The organism is Planctomycetaceae bacterium, from assembly GCA_041398825.1.
Taxonomy (GTDB): Bacteria; Planctomycetota; Planctomycetia; order Planctomycetales; family Planctomycetaceae; genus F1-80-MAGs062.
The window spans coordinates 326848-348567 of the sequence record JAWKTX010000007.1 but is presented as its reverse complement, the minus strand read 5'-3'; the positions used below and the strand labels follow the sequence as shown (position 1 = coordinate 348567).

Genomic DNA, 21720 nt, shown 5'->3' with positions numbered 1-21720 from the left:
GTTCTCATTGTGATTCTCTCTGCATGTCAGAGTGATCTATGTTGGCAGGACATTTTCTGCCGTGACGTTTCCTGCCCGGTGTTTGGGCACATCCTGAGGGGTTTTGAAATGAGCAAGTTCGCGAACAGCATCAAGAAGTTCCTGGTCTCTGAAGATGGTCCAACGGCTGTTGAGTACGCCGTAATGCTGGCATTGATCATCGTGGTCTGCCTGGCTGCAGTTTCTACCGTTGGTACAAACGCAAACGCTAAGTTCTCAACTGTTGGCACTTACCTGTCATAGTCAGCGATCCATCGGCGGTCTGTTCACAGTCCGCCGTATGAAAGCATAGCGCGGGGGCAGGGTCCTGTGCAGATCACGCGAGGTATCGTGTGACTGACCAGCACCTTGCCCTCGTGTTTTTTTGCGCGCTTTCGGGGCTTGTGAATCAGGACCGCGTTGAGGACTGCGCGGAGCGGCGTTTCGGTGGCTGTTACGCGGAGCGGTGCATTTCTGCCACGCTTTGTGCCCGGTTCGGACTGTGGTGATGGGTAGCAAAAAATCACCAAAGTTTTTGACCGCTGTTTTTCCTGACCTAAGTTTCATTTGCAGGTCACGTTCTCACGAATCGATGGGCCTCACGTTTGGCGGACGTTCCGCCGTGATTTTTTTCAGCCCGGTGCAGGGGCTTAAACTGAGAGGTTTTGAAATGAGCAAGTTCGCAAACAGCATCAAGAAGTTCCTGGTCTCTGAAGATGGCCCAACGGCTGTTGAGTACGCCGTAATGCTGGCATTGATCATCGTGGTCTGCCTGGCTGCAGTTTCTACCGTTGGTACAAACGCCAACGCCAAGTTCTCAACTGTTGGCACCTACCTGTCATAGTCAGCGATTGCTGCCGGCTTTCATGGTCGGCAGTGTTGAAACTGCACTCGCCGACGGGCATCGGGTTCGGCGGCGGTGTGCTTTACCCAGATTTGTTCCCACAGACTGAGATACCAAATGCTTCCTCTATGGGCAGACATCAATCCGGCTGATCTGATTCAGGCGACCGCGGCCATTGCGATAGCGCTGACGTTCTTCGTGTTGCATCTGCTGTCTCCAGCCGGGCGAGTTTAAGCCACGGAGGACCCGCCCTTCAGTGAGGCGTGGCTGGTACAGGTCTCTGTTCTTCTCAACTCATAACATTGCTTTCAGCAGGCAGGAGTTCTGCAATGGACTGGTCACAGATTCTATTTGATCACTGGCACGTAAAAGTTGTTTCCGCCATCCTGATTCTGGCGGCATGGATTGACGGCAAGGAGCTTCGCGTTCCGAACTGGATCACTTTTCCAATGGTTCTTTCCGGCCTGGTTTATTCGACATGTGTCGGTGGACTCGGAGGCTTGGGGGCCGGACTGATGGGGATGTGCGTCGGCCTTCTCACATTGCTGCCCCTGTATTCAGTGGGCGGAATGGGTGCCGGAGACGTGAAACTGATGGCAGGCATTGGAGCCTGGCTGGGCTGGAAGGTCACACTTCTTGCGTTCTGTGTTTCCGTCATCGTAGGTGCAGTCATGGCTGTACTGATGGTACTCTGGAGCCGCAAGGCAAAGCACCACTACAGCAACTTTCTGATGATCCTCAGCGAGTGGATGGTCATTCGCAACCCGGTCGAGCTCTCTCGAATTGCCGCTGAGCGGAAGCCAACAATGGCATTGCTGCCTTACGGGATTCCCATCTGCATTGGCTCAATCGGCTACTTCATCTATGCGGGAATGATGTAGGCCGGAGCGATTTGCCGAAGACGCTGCCACCTGAAGACGGGCGGCAGCGTAAGACAACCCAGGCAGGGTTGACGACGCAGCAGGACGCGACGTCTCATGGTTCCCCAGTCTTCTGACCCGAATAACCGAAAACTGCAGTCGAGTGAACTGCAGACTGCGAGACCAAACCGGCTCGCTGTTCAACAACCGTCTATCCGTTGAGTGAGCGTAAACCACGGGCTCACACCCATGGAGAGACATGAGATTGGCAAACCTGTCAGCATTGTTTGAAGCAGGCTTTTGTGTTCTGCCGATGATGATGCTGATAGGGCATGGTCTCGTTATCCGAACTGTTCTGTCTCTGCAGATTCTGCCATAGCCGTCGAGGCTCAGCAGCAACCTGCCGAAGACACGCAACGATGTCGGCTGGCGAGTCAGGAGTCCCTGGAATCATGAAATCACAAAGTATCATGTTGCTGGTTGTTGCCGCCGTTTTCGGCTTGTTCGCCATGTTCGGCGTCAAGCAGGCAATGAACAGCAAATCAGAGCCTGAGCGACCGCGAGTGACAGTCCTTCAGGCGGCAATGGATATTAATGTCGGGCAGGAGCTGGACGAAACAAACACCCAGATGGTGGAGATCGACCAGGCTGTCTGCCCGGAAGGTGCCGTAGGGAATTTTGAAGATATCAAGGAGCGATCATCTCGAGTGCCACTGGTGGCAGGCGACTGGATTCTGGTCAGTAAGTTGTCAGGACGCGGCGAGCGCGGAGCTGGCGGGATTATTCCTCCCGGCATGCGTGTTTCCACAATTCCTGTCGATGCAACGCAGACTCACAGCGGACTGCTTCTGCCAGGAAACCGAATTGACATCATTCTGAGTCACAATGCCTCAGATGCAACTGGTCAGCGGCATCAGGTCTCTCGGACGATCCTTCAGTACATTGAGGTATTCGCCGTCGACAATCAGGTTTACGGCATTGACAAGACAGGTGAAAAAGGAGCGGGTGCAAAGAACATATCCGTGCTGGTGACTCCGGAGCAGGCTCATATGCTGCAGCTTGCAAAGAGTATGGGACAACTTTCAACGTCACTTCGTTCGAACAGTGACATGGAAGAAGTTGCGGCAATGGAAATGTCCGATGAGGTGCTCGGACGATTCGGTGGATCGTCAGGAATTGGTACGACAGGTGTCATGGATTATCGTGACAGGTTTACCTCGGGTGACATTCCTGAGTTGCCAGATGATGAGTTTGCGAATCCGGATGAGTTTTTGAGAGCAGAATTAAGCCGGACTGCCGATCCAGGGCCGGAAGGTTCGATGCCGGTAATACAGCTCGCGGAGAACAAGCCGGTTGACATTGAGAATTCATGGTCAATTGAGATACAGGAAGGGGACACCCTTCGCACTGAGTATGTTCGATTGCCCACGCCGGCTGAAGCAGAGCCGACGGAAGAAGAGACAGATACACAGGCAAACGGGACGGGGTTCTGGAACTTCCTCAAGAAGTCGCGGATCCTGTAGGACGAGCCGAACGTATGACAGGTGAGCGTTGCTCACAACAAGCGATTGATCGAGTTCAATGGGAGAACGCGCGGAGCGCGTTATGAGTTGGGGACGCGGCGCCCGGTTCAAAGCGGGCGTCGCTCTTCAGCAATTCTTTGGGGGTGCACGGATGCCGATTAAAATCAGACTGTTTGCGGTAACGATTGCAGCTTTGCTGCTCGCCTTTCAACCCGCAATAGCCTTCCCGCAAACGCCGACTGGCACGCCCGGAGTTTACCATATTCAGCCGGGTATGAATGAGCTCGCTCTGTTTGAGCGGTTCTCCACTCTCGTCGAACACTCGGCAAATATCCGCCGGGTTCAGGACTTCGATCCCGAAGTTCTGAAAATCGACGTTGTGGATAAGAACCCGAACCAGGTGCGAGTATTCGCCATCGCCACGGGCGTCACCACCATCACGGTCATTGACGAATTCGGGCAGTCCTACGCACTGGAAGTGCTGGTTCGTGGTGACGTTCGACACCTCGAATCATTCGTCCGTCGGCTCTATCCCAACGATTCAATCAAGATTGAAGAAATCAATGGGTCCGTCCGACTCGATGGCTGGGTCACCCGTCCGGAACATGTGAGTGAAATTCAGAGCATCGCCGAACAGTTCTTTCCGAACGTGATGAACCACATGAAGGTGGCCGGCGCACAGCAGGTCGCCCTGAAGTGTACGATCATGGAGGTCCAGCGATCGAAGTTTCGACAGCTGGGAATGAACTTCGCAATGATGCGGCCCAACAACTATCTGTTGAGCACCCCCGGACCGATCACACCGATCCAGAATCTGGCCATTGGAGGCAGCGGTGCCACCGCAACCCTCTCCGGCTTCGCGGAGTCAACTATTACCTACGGCTTCACAAAGCCCAACAGCGTCTTTCAGGGCTTCATCGTGGCCATGCGGAACGAAGGATTGCTGAAACTCCACGCAACGCCAACGGTCATCGCTCACAACGGACGACCAGCGAACCTGCTGAATGGCGGTGAAACACCAGTCATCACTCCGTCAGGGCTTGGCACCACGGCTATCGAATTCAAGGAGTTCGGTGTGCAGTTGCAGGCGGTTCCTTACATCCTGGGTGAGGGTCGAGTACGGCTGGAAGTGGAAGCGGCGATTCGCGACCGCGACTTTTCGAACTCCGTGACTGTGAGCGGTGTTACGGTGCCCGCATTCATCGTTCGCAAAGCTAACACACAGGTGGAAATGAACTTCGGGGAAGCCCTGATGATCGCAGGACTCGTTTCTCAGCGAGAAGACGGGGCCGCACAGAAGATCCCATTCCTTGGTGAACTTCCGTGGATTGGGGCGGCCTTCAGCAAGAAGAACTATACCGAAGCAGAGACGGAGCTGGTCATCATGGTGACTCCGGATATCGTCTCTCCGATTCCGGCCGATCAGGTACCATCACAAGGTCCGGGAATGTTCACTGACACTCCTGTTGATCACGAATTGTTCTGGCACCACCTGCTTGAAGTGCCAAAGTATGGTGACGAATGCGAGAACGGAAACACAACCTGCATGCCTGGGTCAAGATGTCAGCAGTGCCAGCCTGGCGGCTCATCACCCGGGTGCCTGAGCGGTGACAACTGTGTGCAGACGACATCTCCTCTGATTCAGCCGCAGACAGCATCCGCCACCACAAAGACGACACTGCCTGCCTCATCGCTTCCGGCCTCCGGCAGCAACCGCGGTGTCAAAACCACCACGGCAGCCGGCTCTGGTGCGAAGGCTGGCTCCGGATTGATCACCCCTTCCCTTCGATAAACCGACTCGGTGCCCTGTTCGTGACACGTTTTGCTCTCGGCAGGAGTTGAATTCAGACGATTGTTTGACGTGCCTTTGGAAATCTGGATAGAACGAGAAGCATCATGAAAAGCGTACTGCGACTGGCGACAGTTGACCCGGATGAGCAGACACGCAACTCGCTCAAGACGATGCTGCTGGGTATTGACACTGTCTGGCTGGATGCTGAATGTTCGCGTTATGAATTCTTCATGGATGTCGTCCAGCAAACGCGCCCTGACATCGCTCTGATCAATGTGGATTCAAATCCCCAGCGAGCTGTTCAGCTTGTCGGTGAAGTCACCCGAACGATGCCGGCCTGCGCGGTTCTGGTTGTCAGTCGTTCACAGGAGGGTGGCCTGATCCTTCAGGTGATGCGCAATGGCGCTCGCGAGTTTCTGAACATGCCGTTGGTGCTGGATGATTTTATCGCGGCACTGGACCGAATTCGCGGCACCATTGGTGGCACGCCGGGAGAACAGGCGGCCAACGCGGGGCAAATCTACACGATCGCCGGAGTGGGGGGTGGTGTCGGCAGTACGGCAATTTCCGTCAACATGGCAGCTGCCCTCGCGCAGGATCCCGCCAATTCACCAGTCATCGTCGATTTGGACCTGATGCTGGGCGACGTGGACGTCTGGCTGGACATCATCCCTGAATATACCATTCGTGATGTGGCAGATAACATCTCCCGACTGGACTATGGTCTGCTCAAACGATCACTGACACGGCATGATTGCGGTGTGTACCTTTTGCCTCGGCCCGTCGAACTTGAACAAGGCGAACCGATCAAGCCCGATGACTTGCGAAGAATTCTGGCATTGCTCAAGGCAACCTTCTCTCACCTGATCATTGATGTCAGCAAATCATTCGGCAAGCTTGACCTTTCTGCCATGGAAGTCTCCCATAAGGTTCTTCTGGTGACGCAACTGGATTTGACCTGCCTGCGAAATGCCGTCCGCATCATGCAGTTTCTTGAGCAGTTCGATGGCATCAAAGAGAAGGTCGAGATTGTCGTGAACCGGATGGGCCTTGAAGATGCCGATATCAGCCTGAACAAGGCCCTGGATACCATTGGCAGAAAAGTCTTCTGGCAGCTGCCAAATGACTACGCCACGATGGTGGGAAGTCGTAACAACGGAACCCCGCTTTGCCAGTTTGCGCCGAAGTCCCGACTCACACGCAGCGTGTCTGACATGATTAAACAACTGGCTGGTTCGAACGATGGCGAACGCCGCCCCGCTGAGGACGCTCCCAAAAAGAAGGGGCTGTTCGGATTATTCGCCGGAAAATAGTTCTTAAACGACCTTCAAAAACGAAGAATCCAGAGCCGATTCCATTTCCGGGTCGGCTTTATTCTTGCGCATGAGTCTGCCAAATCGGGCAAATGCGATGGATGAAAGCAGTGCAGGATGGGATACTTCGGACCGTCGACGCGTTCGTCCGGTCACGAGTCCTTTGGAACATGATGCTTATCAACAGGCATCGCCAGGCCGCGAAACTGTGAGCGACAAGCCGGTATGGTCAACGCCTCCTCGTTGCTGGTCAATGCATCATGTTCGATCTTCTGACACCCATCTTCGCAACCGCAGGGATCGTCGCCGCCGCTGTACCATTCGTCCTGCATATGCTCAGGCGGACGCCCTCGCGGAAATTACCCTTTAGTCTGGTACGTTTCCTGAAGCCGTCCCTGCCGAAAATGACCAAACGGTCGACGATCGAACACTGGCCGTTGATGCTGCTTCGAATCCTGGCGCTTATCCTGATCGGACTGGCTTTCTCCCGACCGTTTCAAAGGGTTGCGGTTGAAGGCACACTGGACGCAACATCCGCCAGACGTGTTGCCGTGCTGGTGGATGTCAGTGCCAGTATGCGGCGGGATGGACTTCGCGAACAGGCCATCCAGCATCTGCGTGATGTTGTGGCGGGTCTGAGCGAATCTGATGTCTTCAGCCTGTCGGCATTCAGCCAGACAACACGCACGCTGATTTCGTCAGGCGAATGGAGCCAAACCGAAGTCAGTGCGCGAGCCGCGTTAATTGAAGAAGCTGTCGAGGCCATTGAGCCAGACTGGCTGGGCACTCACACCGGCGCTGCCCTGTTGAATGCAGCAGCAGAAGTTTCGCAGGAAGAGGCATCCGGCCCGCGTCTGTCAGAACGTCGCGTTGTGCTGATCACCGATTTCCAGCGAGGCAGTGGTCTGGAAGAACTTCAATCTGCCGGATGGCCCGACGCCGTGCACGTCGATCTCAAAGTTGTGCGCCCGGAAGTGCCTGGAAACGCGGGAATCAGCCTTCTGCCAGAAGATCGCGATGGCCAGCCGCGGATTCTTCTCAGCAACTCAATCGATTCCGTGGTAACCGATTTCGCGATGCAACCGTTTGATCGAGAGGGAAACCCTGTCGGGAAACCGATCAGGGCCAGTGTTGCCGCCGGTCAGCGCCACTCGGTCGTTATGCCGGTCAGCGATGACAAAGCCACCGCCGTGATTGCCGGAGTAGAACTGCTGCAGGACAAGCATCCATTCGATAATGTTGTCGATTTACCTGTGATCGAAAACCCGTTACTGAAGGTCGCCCACGTCGGTTCGGTGGACAGCAATGACCCCGCAGAAATGAAGTACTACCTTCAGCGTGCGATTGATGGTAATGAAAGTGAACCTTTTGAACTGATTGACGCGGCTCAGGCCGATGGTGTCCTGTTGCCGGTCGCCAGCGATGTTCGGTTGATTGTCGTCACGGATGTCTTGCCGAAAGGCCTTTTGCCGTCTGTCTCAGACTGCCTGAATCGTGGTGGAACAGTCCTGGTTGCATTGAAATCAACAGAAGTCGCTTCCTCTGTCAGTTCACTTCTTCCCGACTTTCCGGCGGTATCAGAATCGTCAACAAAAGACTACGCGATGCTCGGACAGATTGAATTTGACAGCTCGCTGTTCGCAGCGTTTTCAGAAGCACGATTCAGCGATTTTTCATCCATTCGATTCTGGCATCATCGCATCATTCCGCTTCCGCAGATCGAATCGCGGGAGAATGGTCCCTGGCGAGTGATTGCAAAATTCGATTCCGGCGACCCCGCGATTGTCGAAACGTCTCTGGATGGTGGCGGTCGAATTATCATTTTTACTGCCGGGTGGCATCCGGATGACAGCCAGTGGGCGTTGTCTACGCGATTCGCTCCCATGATCACCAGCCTGGTTCGACAGTCATACCCCCGCAGCACCGGTCAGATGGTGTTCTCAACCGGAGATGCCATTATTCCCGGCCATCTGACAGGATCAAACGAATGGTCGCTTCAATTGCCCGATGATTCCGTCATCACGTCTGAGAGTCTCAGGAAGCTGGCCGAATCCCGTCAGACGCAGCCCATTTCAATCCGTGAAGACGGATCCTCGCCAACTGCCACTCGGGGGTCTGACTCGGAAGAATTCCCTTACCGATTTGAAACACCGGGCCGCTACCTGCTGAGTTCTTCCGGGGACAAATCGAATGCCACTGGCAGAGATTCAACAGCGCCGGAAAGAGCCAGCGAGGTGATCTCGATGATCGTAGGCTTGCCTCTCACAGAATCACGAACCGATCCATTGCCACTCGGTCAGCTTCAGGCGCTGGGACTGGAGGCCGATGCTTCCGACGGAACGCTGCTGTCTGCGGGTGATACGGCCAACGACGAATTCGATCCGGTGGCTGCGTCGCAATTAACTTCGAGCGAACTGGAATCACGACAGAAACTGTGGCGCTGGCTGCTTCTGGCAGGGCTCGGTTGCCTGATGCTGGAAAGTCTGGTGTCCGGTGGAATTGAACGTCGTCAAAGCGTGGAGGCAACGGCATGAGTGAGTCTATGCTGGAACGAAGCTTGCGTGTAGTCGCGATGCGATTGCAAAAACTCCGAGTTCTGCGAAGCCAGTCGCTTTGCTGGGTGATGCTGCTGCTGCCCGCCATCGCGGTCTGCCTTTGGCTTCCGGCATCCACCGGAATGTTCCGGACGGAATTCATTGTGCTGCTGGCGACAACGCTGATCGGGATCTTGTTTTCCCGCGCGATCGTTCGGCAACCCTCGGCACTCGAAGCGGCTCGACTGATCGAGCAGCAAAACCCACAGCTGAACGATGCCGTTCTGACGGCCGTGCGAGTCAACGAATCCAGCGATCAGGGATCGTCTGTGCTGGCAGAAATGGTCACCAGGAATGCCGACCGGCTGGCTCGCCAGGCCGACTGGTCACGTGTCGTGCCGGTTCGCCAGATGATGAAGTGGTCGCTGGTCAGCTTTCTCTCATTTGTCTGCATGGTTTCCGGAGTTGTGGCTGCCAGCCGCTGGGGTCGACATTTCGGCTCATCCAGCCTGAACGCACCTGCCCAGCAGCTTTCAGCAGAGGAAGAACAGGGGGTGTTGCTGGCCGGGTTATCTATCGAACCGGGTGATGTGGAAATCGAACGGGGCACGGCACTCACCGTGGTTGCCCGATTTGCAGACGGGATCCCACTGCGTGCCGAACTGGAGTTTGCGTCGGCGGAAGGTGAAACCCGCACCATGAGCATGTCGGAAACCGTTGACTCCGGCGTCTTTGCTGCGCGGATGGAAGAAGTCACTGCAGATGGAACGTACGTTGTCCGATTTGCCCCGGTCTCGGCGATCAGTAATGACAGCAGCGAAGCACTGCCGGCCGCTTCCGATGAATTCAGGGTGACCGTCTTTGAACGTCCGCGTCTGGAACAGGCGGATGCTCTGATTACACCTCCGGAATACGTCAACAAAGAACCACAACTTATCGAAGACACACTGCGTGTTGTGGCAGTCGAAGGTTCGGCCGTTCAGCTCCAGCTGCATCTGAACAAACGGGTCGTTGTTGCTGAACTTCGAAACAAAGATGGGGCCGCTACCCCGCTGACACCAAATCCGGACGACCCGAAAATGGTCGAAACAGCCATCATCGCAAACGACAGCCAAACCTGGTCCGTTTATCTGGAAGATGCAGAAGGCCGGACTTCGGCAGACGAAAATCTGTTCTCCCTGCGCGTGACTCGAAATGACCGACCTGCAATCAAGATTACGTTCCCCGGGCGTGATACAGACGTATCGCCGCTTCAGGAGTTCGTTGTCGAAGCTCAGGCGACGGACGACTACGGCCTGATCGACTTTGGTGTTGAATATGGTATCACCGGCCAGGAACAGAAGTCCGTTTCCCTCCGCGATGCACAGGTTGAAGCCGGGTCAGAAGTTGAAGCCGGGTCAGCAGATTCGAATGCTTCCGGCAACAACGAAACACAGGAAACATCGATCAACAGGACCGTTTCGGGACCTGTAACTGCGAAGATGTCTCACACAATTGAACTCGAATCGCTCAGGGCGGAGCCTGACAATCTGGTCACATATTTCTTCTATGCGGATGATGTCGCGCCTGATGGGACCCTTCGTCGAACGCTGAGCGATATGATGTTTGCCGACGTCCGACGCTTTGAAGAAATCTTTCGCGAAGGTCAGCAGAACCAGCAACAACAACAGCAAGGACAGCAGAGTCCTGTCGATGCTGTGCTGAAGCTGCAGAAAGAGATCATCAGTGCCACATGGAACATGCTGCGGCGTGAAAGTGATGTCCGGCGAGCGGGCACCTGGTCAAACGACGTTGGTGTGATCAGTCAGTCTCAGGCTGCTGCCATTGAACAACTGGAGCAGGCCATGGAGCAGGCTGGCGACGATCCGAAAGTTGCAGCGCTTTCAGAAGAAGTTCGAACGCACATGCAGGATGCTCTGGAAACGCTCGAAAAAATTCGCGAAGAGAAAGAGGACACGAAAGTGTCTGACGCCCTGCTGCCTGAACAGTCCGCCTATCAATCGCTGCTGAAGCTGCGCGATTCAGAAGTCGAAGTGCGCCAACAGCAGCAACAGCAGGGTGGCGGTGGTGGTGGCGGACAACAGTCGCGGCAACAGCAATTACAACAACTGGAACTGGACAATGATCGCAATCGCTATGAATCTGAACGGCAGGCTCAGCAACAGCAGGAACAGACTACGCAGCAACGTGAACAACTGCAGATTCTGAATCGCCTGAAGGAGCTGGCGAGGCGTCAGCAAATGATGAACGAACGCATGAAGCAACTGGAATCGGAGCTGCGAGCAGCCACAACAGACAAAGAAAAGGAAGAAATCGAACGCGAACTCAAACGGCTCCGCGAAGAGCAACGTGAAATGCTGCGTGATGTGGATGAAGTGCGGGAACGCATGGATCAATCTTCGGATCAGGCACAACAGCCACAGTCTGCCGAAGTGCGAGAGCAAATCGAACAGGCTCGGGAAAATGTGCAGCGATCCTCCGAAGCAATGGATCAGGGACGACTGTCCGAAGCCATTGCCGAAGGGACGCGGGCAGAACGTGAGTTCGAGCAGGCACGTGATCAGTTCCGCGATCAGACGTCATCCCGATTCACCGATGCCTTGCGAGATCTGAGGGAACAAGCACGCGAACTGAGCGATAAACAGGAGGAACTCAGTCAGCAGCTTGCCGGGCAGTCCGGCGAATCCCCGGAAGAAAGCCCGAACGGCGGCAGACAACGCCCGTCACTTCGAACCGATCGCAATCGCGAACAACTCGAACAACAAGTCCGCGAGCAGCGCGATCGGCTGAATCAAATCGTCGACGAATCAAAACAAATTATCGAACAGGCAGAACAGGTCGAACCTTTGCTTTCGACCAGACTCTACGAAACGTTGCGCGAGATGCGCGAAATGAAGCCTCAGGAAGCACTGGAAGCCGCAGAATTCCTGACTTCTCGAGGGATGTGGCAACAGTCTCAACAAGCAGAACAGGCAGCCGGGCAGGGAATCGAGCAGCTTCGAAAGGGAATTGAGAATGCTGCCGATGCTGTGCTGGGCAGCGAAGCCGAAGCCATGCGGCGCGCTCAGGAAGAGCTGGGCGATTTGTCCCGGCAGCTTTCGCAGGAGCTTCAGGCGGCAACGGGCGATGATGGACAACAGCAGACTGGCAACCAGCAAGCTAGTGACAGCCAGTATGCCCCTGCAGACGAAGCGACGGCAGGTCAGCAGCAGGATGGCCAACAACAGGGTGGCCAACAACAGGATGGTCAGCAACAGGATGGCCAGCAACAGGATGGCCAGCAACAGGGTGGCCAGCAGCAGCGTGGTCAACAGCAGGATGGTCAGCAGCAGGGTGGTCAACAGCAGGGTGGTCAACAGCAGGATGGTCAGCAGCAGGATGGTCAGCAGCAGGACGGTCAACAACAGGGTGGCCAGCAGCAGGGTGGTCAGCAGCAGGGTGGTCAGCAGCAGGGTGGTCAGCAACAGGGTGGCCAACAACGTAGCAGTTTGATGGACGGTGGCCGCACAGAAGGATTCGGAGGAGGAGCGAACAATCGTCCTGCGCAGCCGCTCACAGGTCAGGAATTCAGCCAGTGGTCTGATCGATTGCGAGAAGTAGAAGAAATGCTGGATGACCCCGACCTGCGTGGTCGCGTCGCTCAGGTTCGCGACAGGGCCCGCGCAATTCGTGCGGAATTCAAACGTCACGGCACAGAACCACAATGGGATCTTGTGAAGTCACAACTCCTCGGCGAGATGCAGACGCTTCAGAAACGTATTGCAGAAGAGCTTGCTCGAATTGAATCTGACAAATCCATGGTGCCCATCGACCGGGAACCCGTGCCGGAAGAATTCGACGAACTGGTGCAGCGTTACTATGAACTGCTGGGCCAGCAAAGACGCCCCGGTGCAGAAAAGTAATGCACTGCCTTGCGTGAGCCGCCCGGGATGGAAACATTCACTCTTTTGCAGCGTCGCGGACATCCCAGGCAGCCCGGACGACGCGAATTTCTTCATACGAAACCTGACCATTCAGGTGTTCGAAGAGTGGCTTCAATCGATCGCTGCCGACATGAGCGATTGCCGTTTCAATCTCCTTGCATCGTGTCTCGGGAATCCATGTGGAAATATCGGCGATGCGATGGGTTCGGACATATTGTTCCAGGTATTGCCAGACCGTGCCCTGTGATCGATCTTTCTGCAGGCATACTTCTTCGACCGTCAGTCCCTGCTCAAAGAGATCAAAATATGCTTCCGAAGCGGGAGTCTCTGCCTTTTTCCTGCCGTGCGTCTGCATCGGTGTTGGTGTTGATGGACCGCCGTCAGTTGCGATGTCTGTTGCGATTCCGTTTTGATCGCACCAATTACGTATTGTGAACAGCACAACCGCCCCGAATTCATCCCGTTTTTGTTTACCGATTCCATAAATCTGCGTCAGCCCGGCCAGATCTGTTGGTCGTGCCTTTGCGAGATCCCGCAGGGTGGCGTCGCTGAAGATGATGTACGGGGGAACCTGTTTCTGCACGGCGAGTCGGGTTCGCAAACCTCGCAGTTCGTCAAACAGATTGCGATTGACGCCCTCCCACATATCCTGTGTTGCGCGGGTCGGAATGTCGTCACGCATTTTCAGCAGAGACGGGGTAAGTTCGCCCTTCAGCAGCTGTCGGCCCGTTGGTGTAATCTCCAGGCAATTGTATTCACCTGCCTGGCGAAGAAATCCCTGGGACAAGAGTTGATCGATCCAGTTTCGGATTTGCGGCTCCGATTCGTCTTTCATCAGGCCCCAGGTGCTGAGCTGATCGTGACCATTTTCAACGATTCGTTTGGCTCGGGATCCCTTCAGAACCTGGGCAGTGTATGCGCCGCCGAATCGCTGGCCCTGGCGGTACACGCAGGACAGAATTTTCTGCCCTGTTATCAGTGGATTTTCTACCGGGCGCATTTCATGCAGACAGATGTCACAAGCGCCGCAATTCGCACTGTCCAGATCCTGCCCGAAGTGGCGTACAAGTTGCTGATGTCGACAACGTGTGCTGATGCAGTAATGCTGCATCGCTTTCAATGCAGCCGTACCGGTATCCCTCACAGCCGCATCCTGAATGTCCTGCATCAGGAATTCCCAGGTGTCAACATCGTTGGCCGCGTAGAGCAGCGTACATTCCGCTTCGAGCCCGTCGCGGCCTGCTCGACCACTTTCCTGCTGATAGTTTTCCAGTGATCGCGGCATTTCCGCGTGGATGACAAATCGGACATTGCTCTTGTCAATCCCCATCCCGAAGGCGACCGTTGCGACGATAATCTGAATGCTCTCGTCAATAAAGGAATCCTGAGCAAGCCGTCGTTTTTCGTCGGGCAATCCTGCATGATACGGCAGAGTCCGAAAGCCAAGATCATTGAGTGCACTGCTGGTCGCTTCGACATTCTTACGGCTGATACAGTAGATGACACCGGATTCGTTTCGATGTCGCTTCAGCACACGCTGAATCTGTCCCATTGCGTCATAGCGCCGTTCGACTCGGTATTGCAGATTGGGGCGATCGAATGAACCCACAAGGACAGCGGGATTCAGCAGTCCAAGCTGCTCACAAATATCATTGCGAACCTGGGGCGTTGCAGTGGCTGTGTAGCCGTGGATCCCTGCGCCTGGGAACGCAGATCTGAGTTTTGCGAGTTGCCTGTACTCCGGGCGAAAATCATGGCCCCACTGACTGATACAATGAGCCTCGTCAATCGCAACAAAAGAGACGTTTGCATCCTGCAAAAACTGAATCGTCTTTTCCTGAGCCAGACGTTCGGGTGCGATGTAAAGCAGCTTCAATTCCCGACGGCGGATCTGTCCCGCGACCTGCATTTTTTCATTCTGTGACTGCATGCTGTTGATGCAGGCAGCCGGTACGCCGACGGAATTCAGCGAATCCACCTGGTCTTTCATGAGCGAGATCAGTGGCGAGACAATTAACGCCAGGCCATCCCGGCTCACAGCCGGAACCTGGTAACACAACGATTTGCCACCACCCGTTGGTAATACCACAAGAGAATCCATGTCCTTCATAACCAGGGACATGGCTTCCCGTTGCAGTGGGCGAAAATCGCGGTACCCCCAGTACTGCTGCAGGGCTGTCTGCAACGCTGTTATCTCAGATGTGTCGCTCGGCACCGATAATTCTTTATGTTGGTGTGGCACATTCATTGAGATCGAACAGCAAAGGTGCTGTCTGAGACAAGACCGCGGAAACAGCCGACAGGTGCCCCCTGTTGTGACATGCCTGGCAGTCCCGGCATCGTCTGCATACCGGAACGGAAATCGAATGGGTACGACGGCAAATCATGATCAGTTGACCAGCTGACCATTTACAGACGCCGCTGTGGAATTTTGACCACGGAGCAGCATTCTGTCGAGCGGTTCGGTAGGAACAATGAGCTTACGCTAGAAGTCGAGAGCTTCCAGAGGTTCGAGAATGATAAGGGAATGCCAGAGAATTCCGAATGCCGCTGCATCAGCTTCAAATGTTGCTGTCAGCACGAGTTCCTGTGGAGCGATGTCAGCCGCAATGGTGTAGTCTCCGCGACCGGTGTGTCGACCGACGCCGGTCGTCTCATCTGGAAAGACACTGTTGTAGTCGTCATCCCAGAAAAACCGTCGCACAGCGAGCTTGCAGTCGCCCTTTAAGTACAACAGTTTTTTGCGCAGCAGACCCGCCGCCTCCGGTTCTTCAAAGTCGTGTTTGATGATCTCCGTCAATACAGACCTGGTGTCAGGCTGACAAAAGTGCCAGTGTACCGCCGTGTCGGTTGCACAAAGCTGAATGTCGTTCGGCCAGGTGACCCCGTTTTCTGTCGCAGTTGTATCGCCGAAGATACCCGACAGGACATGCACCGGCCATCCGTCGATATCCTCAAAGGCCACGGTCCACGGCCCCAGGCTTTGCGACGAAACCAGTTCAATAGTTGCTGCCGTCAAATCATTTTGTTCCGGCAGCGGCTGTGTGATGACCACATCAAATCCCCCCCGACCGTCAGGAATTGTCTGAATCAGCAGTTCCAGCAGTCCTCGGTCCGCCATGTCCTGACAGCTTCTCTGACACTGTTGAGCGCTATGCGCTGATAATAATCCGATCTTCAGACCTTCATCCAGCAGGGCTTTTGTCAGCAGTGGCAGGCTTGTGCGGACAATATCCGGAATAGCTATACAAAGAGAAGTGACTGAATCGTGGTTGGGGTGCAGGTACCGCCCCGTTCGGCTGGTGGCTTCGGACTGGCGATTCAACCACTGTTCGAATCCGGATTTGGGGACCGCCTTTAATGCCAGTTCCGTTTCTATCTCCTGAGTCTCGGTGTTCAGGTCAATGGCGTATCGCAGGGACTCAATCTGATCACTGGCCAGATCGACGGCTTCCATGACTGGCTTCACGCCTGATTCGCGCAGACGAAAGAAGAGCTCATTTTCGCCATCACGTCTCTGAGCAAATGTGCCAAGACCTGCGGAGGCAATTGTCTTCAGAACATTTCGGAACCGCTGAGATGTCCGACCGGGTTCAAATGTAAATGAACAGGCTTTTTGAGGAGGATGATTTTTCAGATAATCACAGATCGCGAGCATTTGCGGCTTCAGGATTTGGGCGGACGGTTCGCCGACTGCCAGCACGCTGTAGTCACCGCAGTCCAGCAAGATTCCTTCGCCATCTTCCAGACTCGCAAATCCCTGTTCGTCGAATACCAGCGATTCATCGATTGGTTCGTCGAGTAGTTCGAAAAATCGATTGACAGGGAGTGGCATCGCAATCACCTGATACCCGCCGATCAGTTCCGCCGAATCCGGATTGAAAGCCAGAATGACGTCAAATGTCATACTGATTGGCCTGTCCGCTTCCAGCGTCTTCGACATTGATTCGCGGACGGAATCGGTGATCTCCATGAGCAGACAATCATCCTTCCATTCCGTATTTCCGGTCAAATGATTTCCCAGCTCCTGCATAGCGATCAGCTTTTGCCAGTTGAGCTCAAAGCGTCCTGCCGGGAGGAGTTCTACGGGTCCGGAATACTCAGCGATTTCTCGTCTGGATGGCTCCGCTGCGCCATCGGGAACAACAGTTTCGAGGTCCGGCGGCTGTGTCTGAGCGGGTTCGTCCTGAGCAGCGGCTGGATGGAGAACCGCTGATGCGAGAAAAATCAAACATGCGGTGACGGCGCATCGAGTCACATCGAACCGCCCGTCGGCCACTGGATCTGTCATTGACCGTTTCATTTGGCATCGTCCCTGTCTGGCCACGCGTATTCCGTCCAGCCCGCGTTTTTCGTTTTGTCCGTCTCAAACCTGAGGCAGGCAGCTTAACTTCCGGGCGGCCAAAAGAGAAAGCGGACCGGCGCTGTGCTACCGGTTTGTCTGCAACTCACCAGCAGGATGAAGTCAAATACGTCTCAGGCCTTGTGTGGTCACTTCTTTCAACCATGAGTTCAACTTTCAACCATGAGTTCAACGTGAGAATTTTCGAGACACAACCATCGAATAGAGTGATGTCCGCGATTACTACTCCGGAAGGTTGATCCAACGCGGTGCGTGTTGTATTGATTCGCCTTCAGACGACTTTTTGCGTTGCGATACTGGATGGCAGGAAAAATGCACCCGGAACTCAGCCGAATCAAAGAACGCGTTGCTCAGGAATCGGATCGTATCCATCAGCTGAATGGAGAGCTTCGAAAGGCCGTTATTGGTCAGGAAGACATGATCTCCCGATTGATGATCGGCTTGCTCACAGGCGGTCACGTCTTGCTCGAAGGTGTGCCGGGACTTGCAAAAACCACTGCAATTACGGCTTTGTCGAAGGCCCTGTCGATCAGCTTTCAGCGCATCCAGTTTACGCCCGATTTGCTTCCCGCGGATCTGCTGGGAACCATGATTTACGTGCCTTCAGATGGTACTTTCAAGACTCGCAAAGGTCCGATCTTTGCCAATCTGATTCTGGCGGACGAGATCAACCGGGCTCCGTCAAAGGTTCAGTCGGCCTTGCTGGAAGCCATGCAGGAAAAGCAAGTGACGATCGGTGACGAAACCTTCGTTCTGGAGAAGCCGTTTCTGGTCCTGGCAACTCAGAATCCCATTGAGCAGGAGGGCACCTATCCGCTTCCGGAGGCCCAGGTCGACCGATTCATGTTGAAAGTTCGGATGACCTATCCTCGTCCGGACGAAGAACGCAAAGTACTGGACATGGCACTGGACGATGTTTCTCGTCCCATCAATGCAGTGCTCAAACCGGAGGAGATATTCTCCATGCAGGAGGTCGTACGCATGATATACATCGACGACCAGGTGAAGGATTACATTGTGAACGTAGTGCGAGCCACTCGCGAACCGCTCGCATTCGGATTGAAGTCTGTCGCGCCTCTGATTGATTTTGGCGCGTCTCCGCGAGCTACCATTTTTCTGGGCGTGGCGGCTCGGGCCATCGCTTTCCTGAATGGTCGTGCCTACGTCACTCCGCAGGATGTTAAGGACATCGCTTACGACGTGCTGCGTCACCGAGTGATCCTGACGTACGAAGCCGAGGCCGAACAAAGGACAAGCGAAGACGTCATTCGTGAACTTCTTACGGCTGTGCCTGTGCCATAGTCGCCGTCCGTTTCTCTGGTTCCTGGCCGACTGGTTCTGATTGAATCTCACCCGAAACTATGCCCGAAGTTGCCGACATCATTCGCAAAGTCCAGCGCATTCAGATTGTGGCGAACCGTTCGGTGAACGATCTGCTGGCGGGACAATACCGTAGTGTGTTTCGTGGTCGAGGAATGGAATTTGACGAAGTCCGTGAATATCAGCCTGGCGACGAGATTCGGACGATTGACTGGAATGTTACCGCACGCGCCGGCGTTCCCTTCATCAAACGATACAGCGAAGAACGCGAACTCACTGTGCAGTTTGTTGTGGACGTTTCCGCTTCAGGAGCCTTTGGGACGGCACAGCAATCCAAGCTCGATCTGATGGTTGAGATGTCTTCATTGCTTATGTTTTCTGCCCTGAAGAACAACGATAAAGTTGGCCTGCTGCTGTTTGCGAGTGACGTGAAGCAATTCTTCCCGCCTCGCAAGGGCAGGTCGAATGTACTGCGTCTGATACGGGAAATGGTCGCAGTTGAACCAGTGGCTGAAGAAGCGAACCTTGATGCCGTGCTCCAGTTCCTGAATCGAGTGCAAAAACGTCGCTGTGTTGTTTTTCTGTTGAGCGATTTTCAGTCGGTGGCATCGCGCCAGGCCCTGGCAGTCACCAATGGGCGGCATGATCTGGTTGCTGTCACTGTTTCGGACCCGCGCGAACGCGAATTGCCGGACGTTGGCTTCATCACGTTTCAGGATGCCGAAACAGGGGAACGTGTAGAAGTCGATACACGACATGCGAAGGTCCGCGAACTGTTTCGTCAGCACGGCATTCAGAAGGATGCGCAACTCGCAACATTCTTACGCAAAGCCGGTGTGGATCAGTTGCCCGTTTCCACAACGGAACCTTACACCACGACGTTGCGACGTTTCTTCGAATCGCGGGAAAGGCGTTTTCGATGATAACGATTCAGATTGGCGTCATATACAGGGGCGTTGCGGCCATCATTTCTGGCGCGTTGAAATGGTCGCTGCTTGTGATTCTGGTTGTTGGATGTTCTGCGGAAAGCAACAAGGACGGGGCTGGTGATTCCGTTGGGGGCGTTTCCAATTCGATTGAAACATCGACAGAGCGTGGCCCGGTTTCGCTGGTTCTGAGAGTGAGCCCCGAGAAACCGCGCCTGTCAGACGAGATCCTGCTGACGTTGACAATTAAGGCTTCCAGTGCGGTAAATCTTGAAAAGCCGCCGTTCGTGTCTTCGTTTGATGATTTTATGGTTCTGGATTTTCACGAACCGCTGCCTGTCACGGCCGACGACGGAGAAATTCGATCTCAGACCTACACACTGGAGCCTTTGAGGGCAGGCAGACTGACGATTCCTCCCATGGCGGTTCGATTTCAGGATGTCGTGAAGAACGCCAACTCGGACGATATCGAAGCTCATACGGTCAGGACAGAACCGCTCGAAATTGAAGTCACAACCATGCTCGCCGGTGAAGCTCCCTCACTTCAGGATCTGCGACCGGCGGCCGATCCGGTCGAGCTTCCGGAAAACCCGTCCCGGGTTTTGATCCAGGCTATTGGCGCGATTGTATTCGGTATGGCCGCTCTGGTCTGGTGGTTTCGTCGACGGCAGACAAAAGCTGTAATGGTGCCTCAGTTGTCTCCACAACAATTGGCTCGTCGTGAATTGCAGCAATTGATTGATCAGAGACAATTGCAGATCGATGTGAAAATCTTTTACGTCGAACTGACCGCCATCGTACGCCGCTTCATCGAAGGAACAACCAGTATTCGTGCGCCGGAACAAACCACGGAAGAGTTCCTGCGCGAGATCGTGGGTAATGACATTTTCACCGCCGAAGAAAAGATTCGACTGCGAGGGTTTCTGGAATCCGCTGATCTCGTGAAGTTTGCAGGCATGACGCCGGACGACGCCGACATCGACGCCAGCATTGTCCGTGCTCGCGAGTTTATCGACCGTCAGGGTGAAGAAGATGTCCATGTGATTCGTCAGCCGACTGACGCAGTGGGAGGCTCTGATTGATGTCCTCCTTTCGGTTTCATGATCCCTTCTGGCTGCTGGCTCTGGTAGTGGTTCTGGGGGTATTTGTCAGGCAACATCGTCGCAAGCCTGTGGCTGTGTTGTATTCAGACGTGACCCTGCTGCGGACCTTGCCTGTTACACTGGCTCAGCAGGTGCGGCGGCGGCTACCCTGGTTGCAGCTGGCGGGTTTGGTGCTGATTGTGCTGGCTCTGGCTCGTCCCCAATTTGGTCTCGAAGAGTTTCGCATTCGGACCGAAGGCATTGCGATTCAGATGTGTATCGATCGCTCTGGTTCAATGCAGGCGATGGATTTTCCGATTGAGGGGGAGCAGGTAAACCGGCTGGATGCAGTCAAACACGTCTTTCAGCAGTTTGTTTCCGGAGGCGAAGGTTTTGACGGTCGCCCCGATGATTTGATCGGTCTGATTGCGTTTGGTGGATATGCCGACGCCAAATGTCCGCCAACCCTGGACCATGGCGCCTTGCTGGAAGTTTTGAAGAAGATTGAGATCCCCAGGCCCATTTTTGATAAACGGGGTCGAGTCATCAATGAACAATTGCTGCAGGAAGAGCAGGCAACGGCGATTGGCGATGCACTGGCACTGGCCGTGGATCGTCTGAAAGATACCCCTTCGAAAAGTAAGGTGATTGTGTTGCTGTCGGATGGCGAAAACACGGCGGGAGTCATACAGCCTGAGGAAGCAGCCGAAGCCGCGGCGGCCTTTGGGATCCGGATCTATGCCATCGGGATTGGTACGACAGGTACTGCGCCGTATCCGGGCGTCGATTTGTTTGGTCGTCAGGTACTGCAGTCGCGGCCAGTGCGACTGGATGAGGAAACGTTGAAAATGCTGGCGGAAAAAACGAGCGGTCAGTATTTCAATGCTCAGGACACCCAGTCACTTGTGCGGGTTTACGAGCAGATTGACCAGCTGGAAAAGACGGAAACTGAGGGCACCATTTATACGGAATACCGCGAACTCTTTCCTACTTTGCTTACCGCCGGATTCATTTGCATTCTGCTTCAGACCATTCTGGCGGCTACCTGGCTTCGAGGGTTGCCTTAGGTTGCCAGGAACGCTTGTTGGTGGCCGACGATTTGCCGACCTGCGAGCCTGTCCCGGTTTCTCAATGGACAGTTAGCCGTCTGCCACCGATTCAACGATTGATTATGTAAAACGCCGCATGGGGACACATCTGAACGAGCTACAAGTGGCTCCCC

14 protein-coding genes are annotated in these 21720 nt (G+C 54.7%); 12 read left to right on the top strand and 2 right to left on the bottom strand.

What is annotated here, in order from left to right; all coding sequences use genetic code 11:
* The first annotated feature begins 108 nt into the window (after window positions 1-108).
* From R3C20_14780 to R3C20_14745, 8 genes are all read left to right on the top strand, one after another.
* The gene (locus R3C20_14780; GenBank protein ID MEZ6041768.1) at window positions 109-282 is read left to right on the top strand and encodes a Flp family type IVb pilin; all 174 of its coding nucleotides are present in this window, start codon (window positions 109-111) and stop codon (window positions 280-282) included.
* A 406-nt stretch (window positions 283-688) separates the two neighbouring features.
* Window positions 689-862, top strand: a complete 174-nt coding sequence (locus R3C20_14775; protein ID MEZ6041767.1) for a Flp family type IVb pilin — start codon at window positions 689-691, stop codon at window positions 860-862.
* A gap of 329 nt (window positions 863-1191) precedes the next feature.
* A complete protein-coding gene (locus R3C20_14770) occupies window positions 1192-1743 on the top strand; it encodes an A24 family peptidase (GenBank protein ID MEZ6041766.1) in 552 nt (183 codons plus the stop codon).
* A gap of 431 nt (window positions 1744-2174) precedes the next feature.
* Complete coding sequence (gene cpaB, locus R3C20_14765) at window positions 2175-3245, top strand: Flp pilus assembly protein CpaB (GenBank protein ID MEZ6041765.1); 1071 nt, start codon at window positions 2175-2177, stop codon at window positions 3243-3245.
* 151 nt (window positions 3246-3396) lie between these two features.
* Window positions 3397-5037, top strand: a complete 1641-nt coding sequence (locus R3C20_14760; GenBank protein ID MEZ6041764.1) for a pilus assembly protein N-terminal domain-containing protein — start codon at window positions 3397-3399, stop codon at window positions 5035-5037.
* A 104-nt stretch (window positions 5038-5141) separates the two neighbouring features.
* Window positions 5142-6350, top strand: coding sequence for a pilus assembly protein CpaE (locus R3C20_14755; GenBank protein ID MEZ6041763.1), 1209 nt, complete (start codon window positions 5142-5144; stop codon window positions 6348-6350).
* 260 nt (window positions 6351-6610) lie between these two features.
* Window positions 6611-8884, top strand: coding sequence for a BatA domain-containing protein (locus R3C20_14750; GenBank protein ID MEZ6041762.1), 2274 nt, complete (start codon window positions 6611-6613; stop codon window positions 8882-8884).
* Complete coding sequence (locus R3C20_14745) at window positions 8881-12786, top strand: hypothetical protein (GenBank protein MEZ6041761.1); 3906 nt, start codon at window positions 8881-8883, stop codon at window positions 12784-12786. The genes R3C20_14750 and R3C20_14745 overlap by 4 nt, the downstream gene beginning before the upstream one ends.
* A gap of 37 nt (window positions 12787-12823) precedes the next feature.
* On the opposite strand, the gene recQ is transcribed toward R3C20_14745, so the two are convergent.
* Both recQ and R3C20_14735 read right to left on the bottom strand, forming a co-directional pair.
* Complete coding sequence (recQ, locus tag R3C20_14740) at window positions 12824-15055, bottom strand: DNA helicase RecQ (protein ID MEZ6041760.1); 2232 nt, start codon at window positions 15053-15055, stop codon at window positions 12824-12826.
* Between the two features lie 237 nt (window positions 15056-15292).
* Window positions 15293-17110 (bottom strand): hypothetical protein, encoded by a 1818-nt coding sequence (locus R3C20_14735; protein MEZ6041759.1) that lies wholly within the window; start codon window positions 17108-17110, stop codon window positions 15293-15295.
* Between the two features lie 372 nt (window positions 17111-17482).
* Here R3C20_14735 and R3C20_14730 point away from each other — a divergent pair, with 372 nt between their 5' ends.
* From R3C20_14730 to R3C20_14715, 4 genes are read left to right on the top strand one after another with little or no spacing between them, the layout of a single operon-like run.
* Window positions 17483-18472 (top strand): MoxR family ATPase, encoded by a 990-nt coding sequence (locus tag R3C20_14730; GenBank protein ID MEZ6041758.1) that lies wholly within the window; start codon window positions 17483-17485, stop codon window positions 18470-18472.
* A 59-nt stretch (window positions 18473-18531) separates the two neighbouring features.
* Window positions 18532-19413: a DUF58 domain-containing protein gene (locus R3C20_14725; protein ID MEZ6041757.1), complete on the top strand. Its 882-nt coding sequence runs from the start codon at window positions 18532-18534 to the stop codon at window positions 19411-19413.
* A complete protein-coding gene (locus tag R3C20_14720; protein ID MEZ6041756.1) occupies window positions 19410-20498 on the top strand; it encodes a BatD family protein in 1089 nt (362 codons plus the stop codon). The genes R3C20_14725 and R3C20_14720 overlap by 4 nt, the downstream gene beginning before the upstream one ends.
* Window positions 20498-21565, top strand: coding sequence for a VWA domain-containing protein (locus R3C20_14715; protein MEZ6041755.1), 1068 nt, complete (start codon window positions 20498-20500; stop codon window positions 21563-21565). Before R3C20_14720 ends, R3C20_14715 begins: the two co-directional genes overlap by 1 nt.
* The last annotated feature ends 155 nt before the right edge of the window (window positions 21566-21720 follow it).

Coding starts and splice junctions, on each gene's coding strand:
- R3C20_14780 (MEZ6041768.1), top strand. CDS start 109: ATGAGCAAGTTCGCGAACAGCATCAAGAAGTTCCTGGTCTCTGAAGAT.
- R3C20_14775 (MEZ6041767.1), top strand. CDS start 689: ATGAGCAAGTTCGCAAACAGCATCAAGAAGTTCCTGGTCTCTGAAGAT.
- R3C20_14770 (MEZ6041766.1), top strand. CDS start 1,192: ATGGACTGGTCACAGATTCTATTTGATCACTGGCACGTAAAAGTTGTT.
- cpaB (MEZ6041765.1), top strand. CDS start 2,175: ATGAAATCACAAAGTATCATGTTGCTGGTTGTTGCCGCCGTTTTCGGC.
- R3C20_14760 (MEZ6041764.1), top strand. CDS start 3,397: ATGCCGATTAAAATCAGACTGTTTGCGGTAACGATTGCAGCTTTGCTG.
- R3C20_14755 (MEZ6041763.1), top strand. CDS start 5,142: ATGAAAAGCGTACTGCGACTGGCGACAGTTGACCCGGATGAGCAGACA.
- R3C20_14750 (MEZ6041762.1), top strand. CDS start 6,611: ATGTTCGATCTTCTGACACCCATCTTCGCAACCGCAGGGATCGTCGCC.
- R3C20_14745 (MEZ6041761.1), top strand. CDS start 8,881: ATGAGTGAGTCTATGCTGGAACGAAGCTTGCGTGTAGTCGCGATGCGA.
- recQ (MEZ6041760.1), bottom strand. CDS start 15,055: ATGAATGTGCCACACCAACATAAAGAATTATCGGTGCCGAGCGACACA.
- R3C20_14735 (MEZ6041759.1), bottom strand. CDS start 17,110: ATGAAACGGTCAATGACAGATCCAGTGGCCGACGGGCGGTTCGATGTG.
- R3C20_14730 (MEZ6041758.1), top strand. CDS start 17,483: ATGCACCCGGAACTCAGCCGAATCAAAGAACGCGTTGCTCAGGAATCG.
- R3C20_14725 (MEZ6041757.1), top strand. CDS start 18,532: ATGCCCGAAGTTGCCGACATCATTCGCAAAGTCCAGCGCATTCAGATT.
- R3C20_14720 (MEZ6041756.1), top strand. CDS start 19,410: ATGATAACGATTCAGATTGGCGTCATATACAGGGGCGTTGCGGCCATC.
- R3C20_14715 (MEZ6041755.1), top strand. CDS start 20,498: ATGTCCTCCTTTCGGTTTCATGATCCCTTCTGGCTGCTGGCTCTGGTA.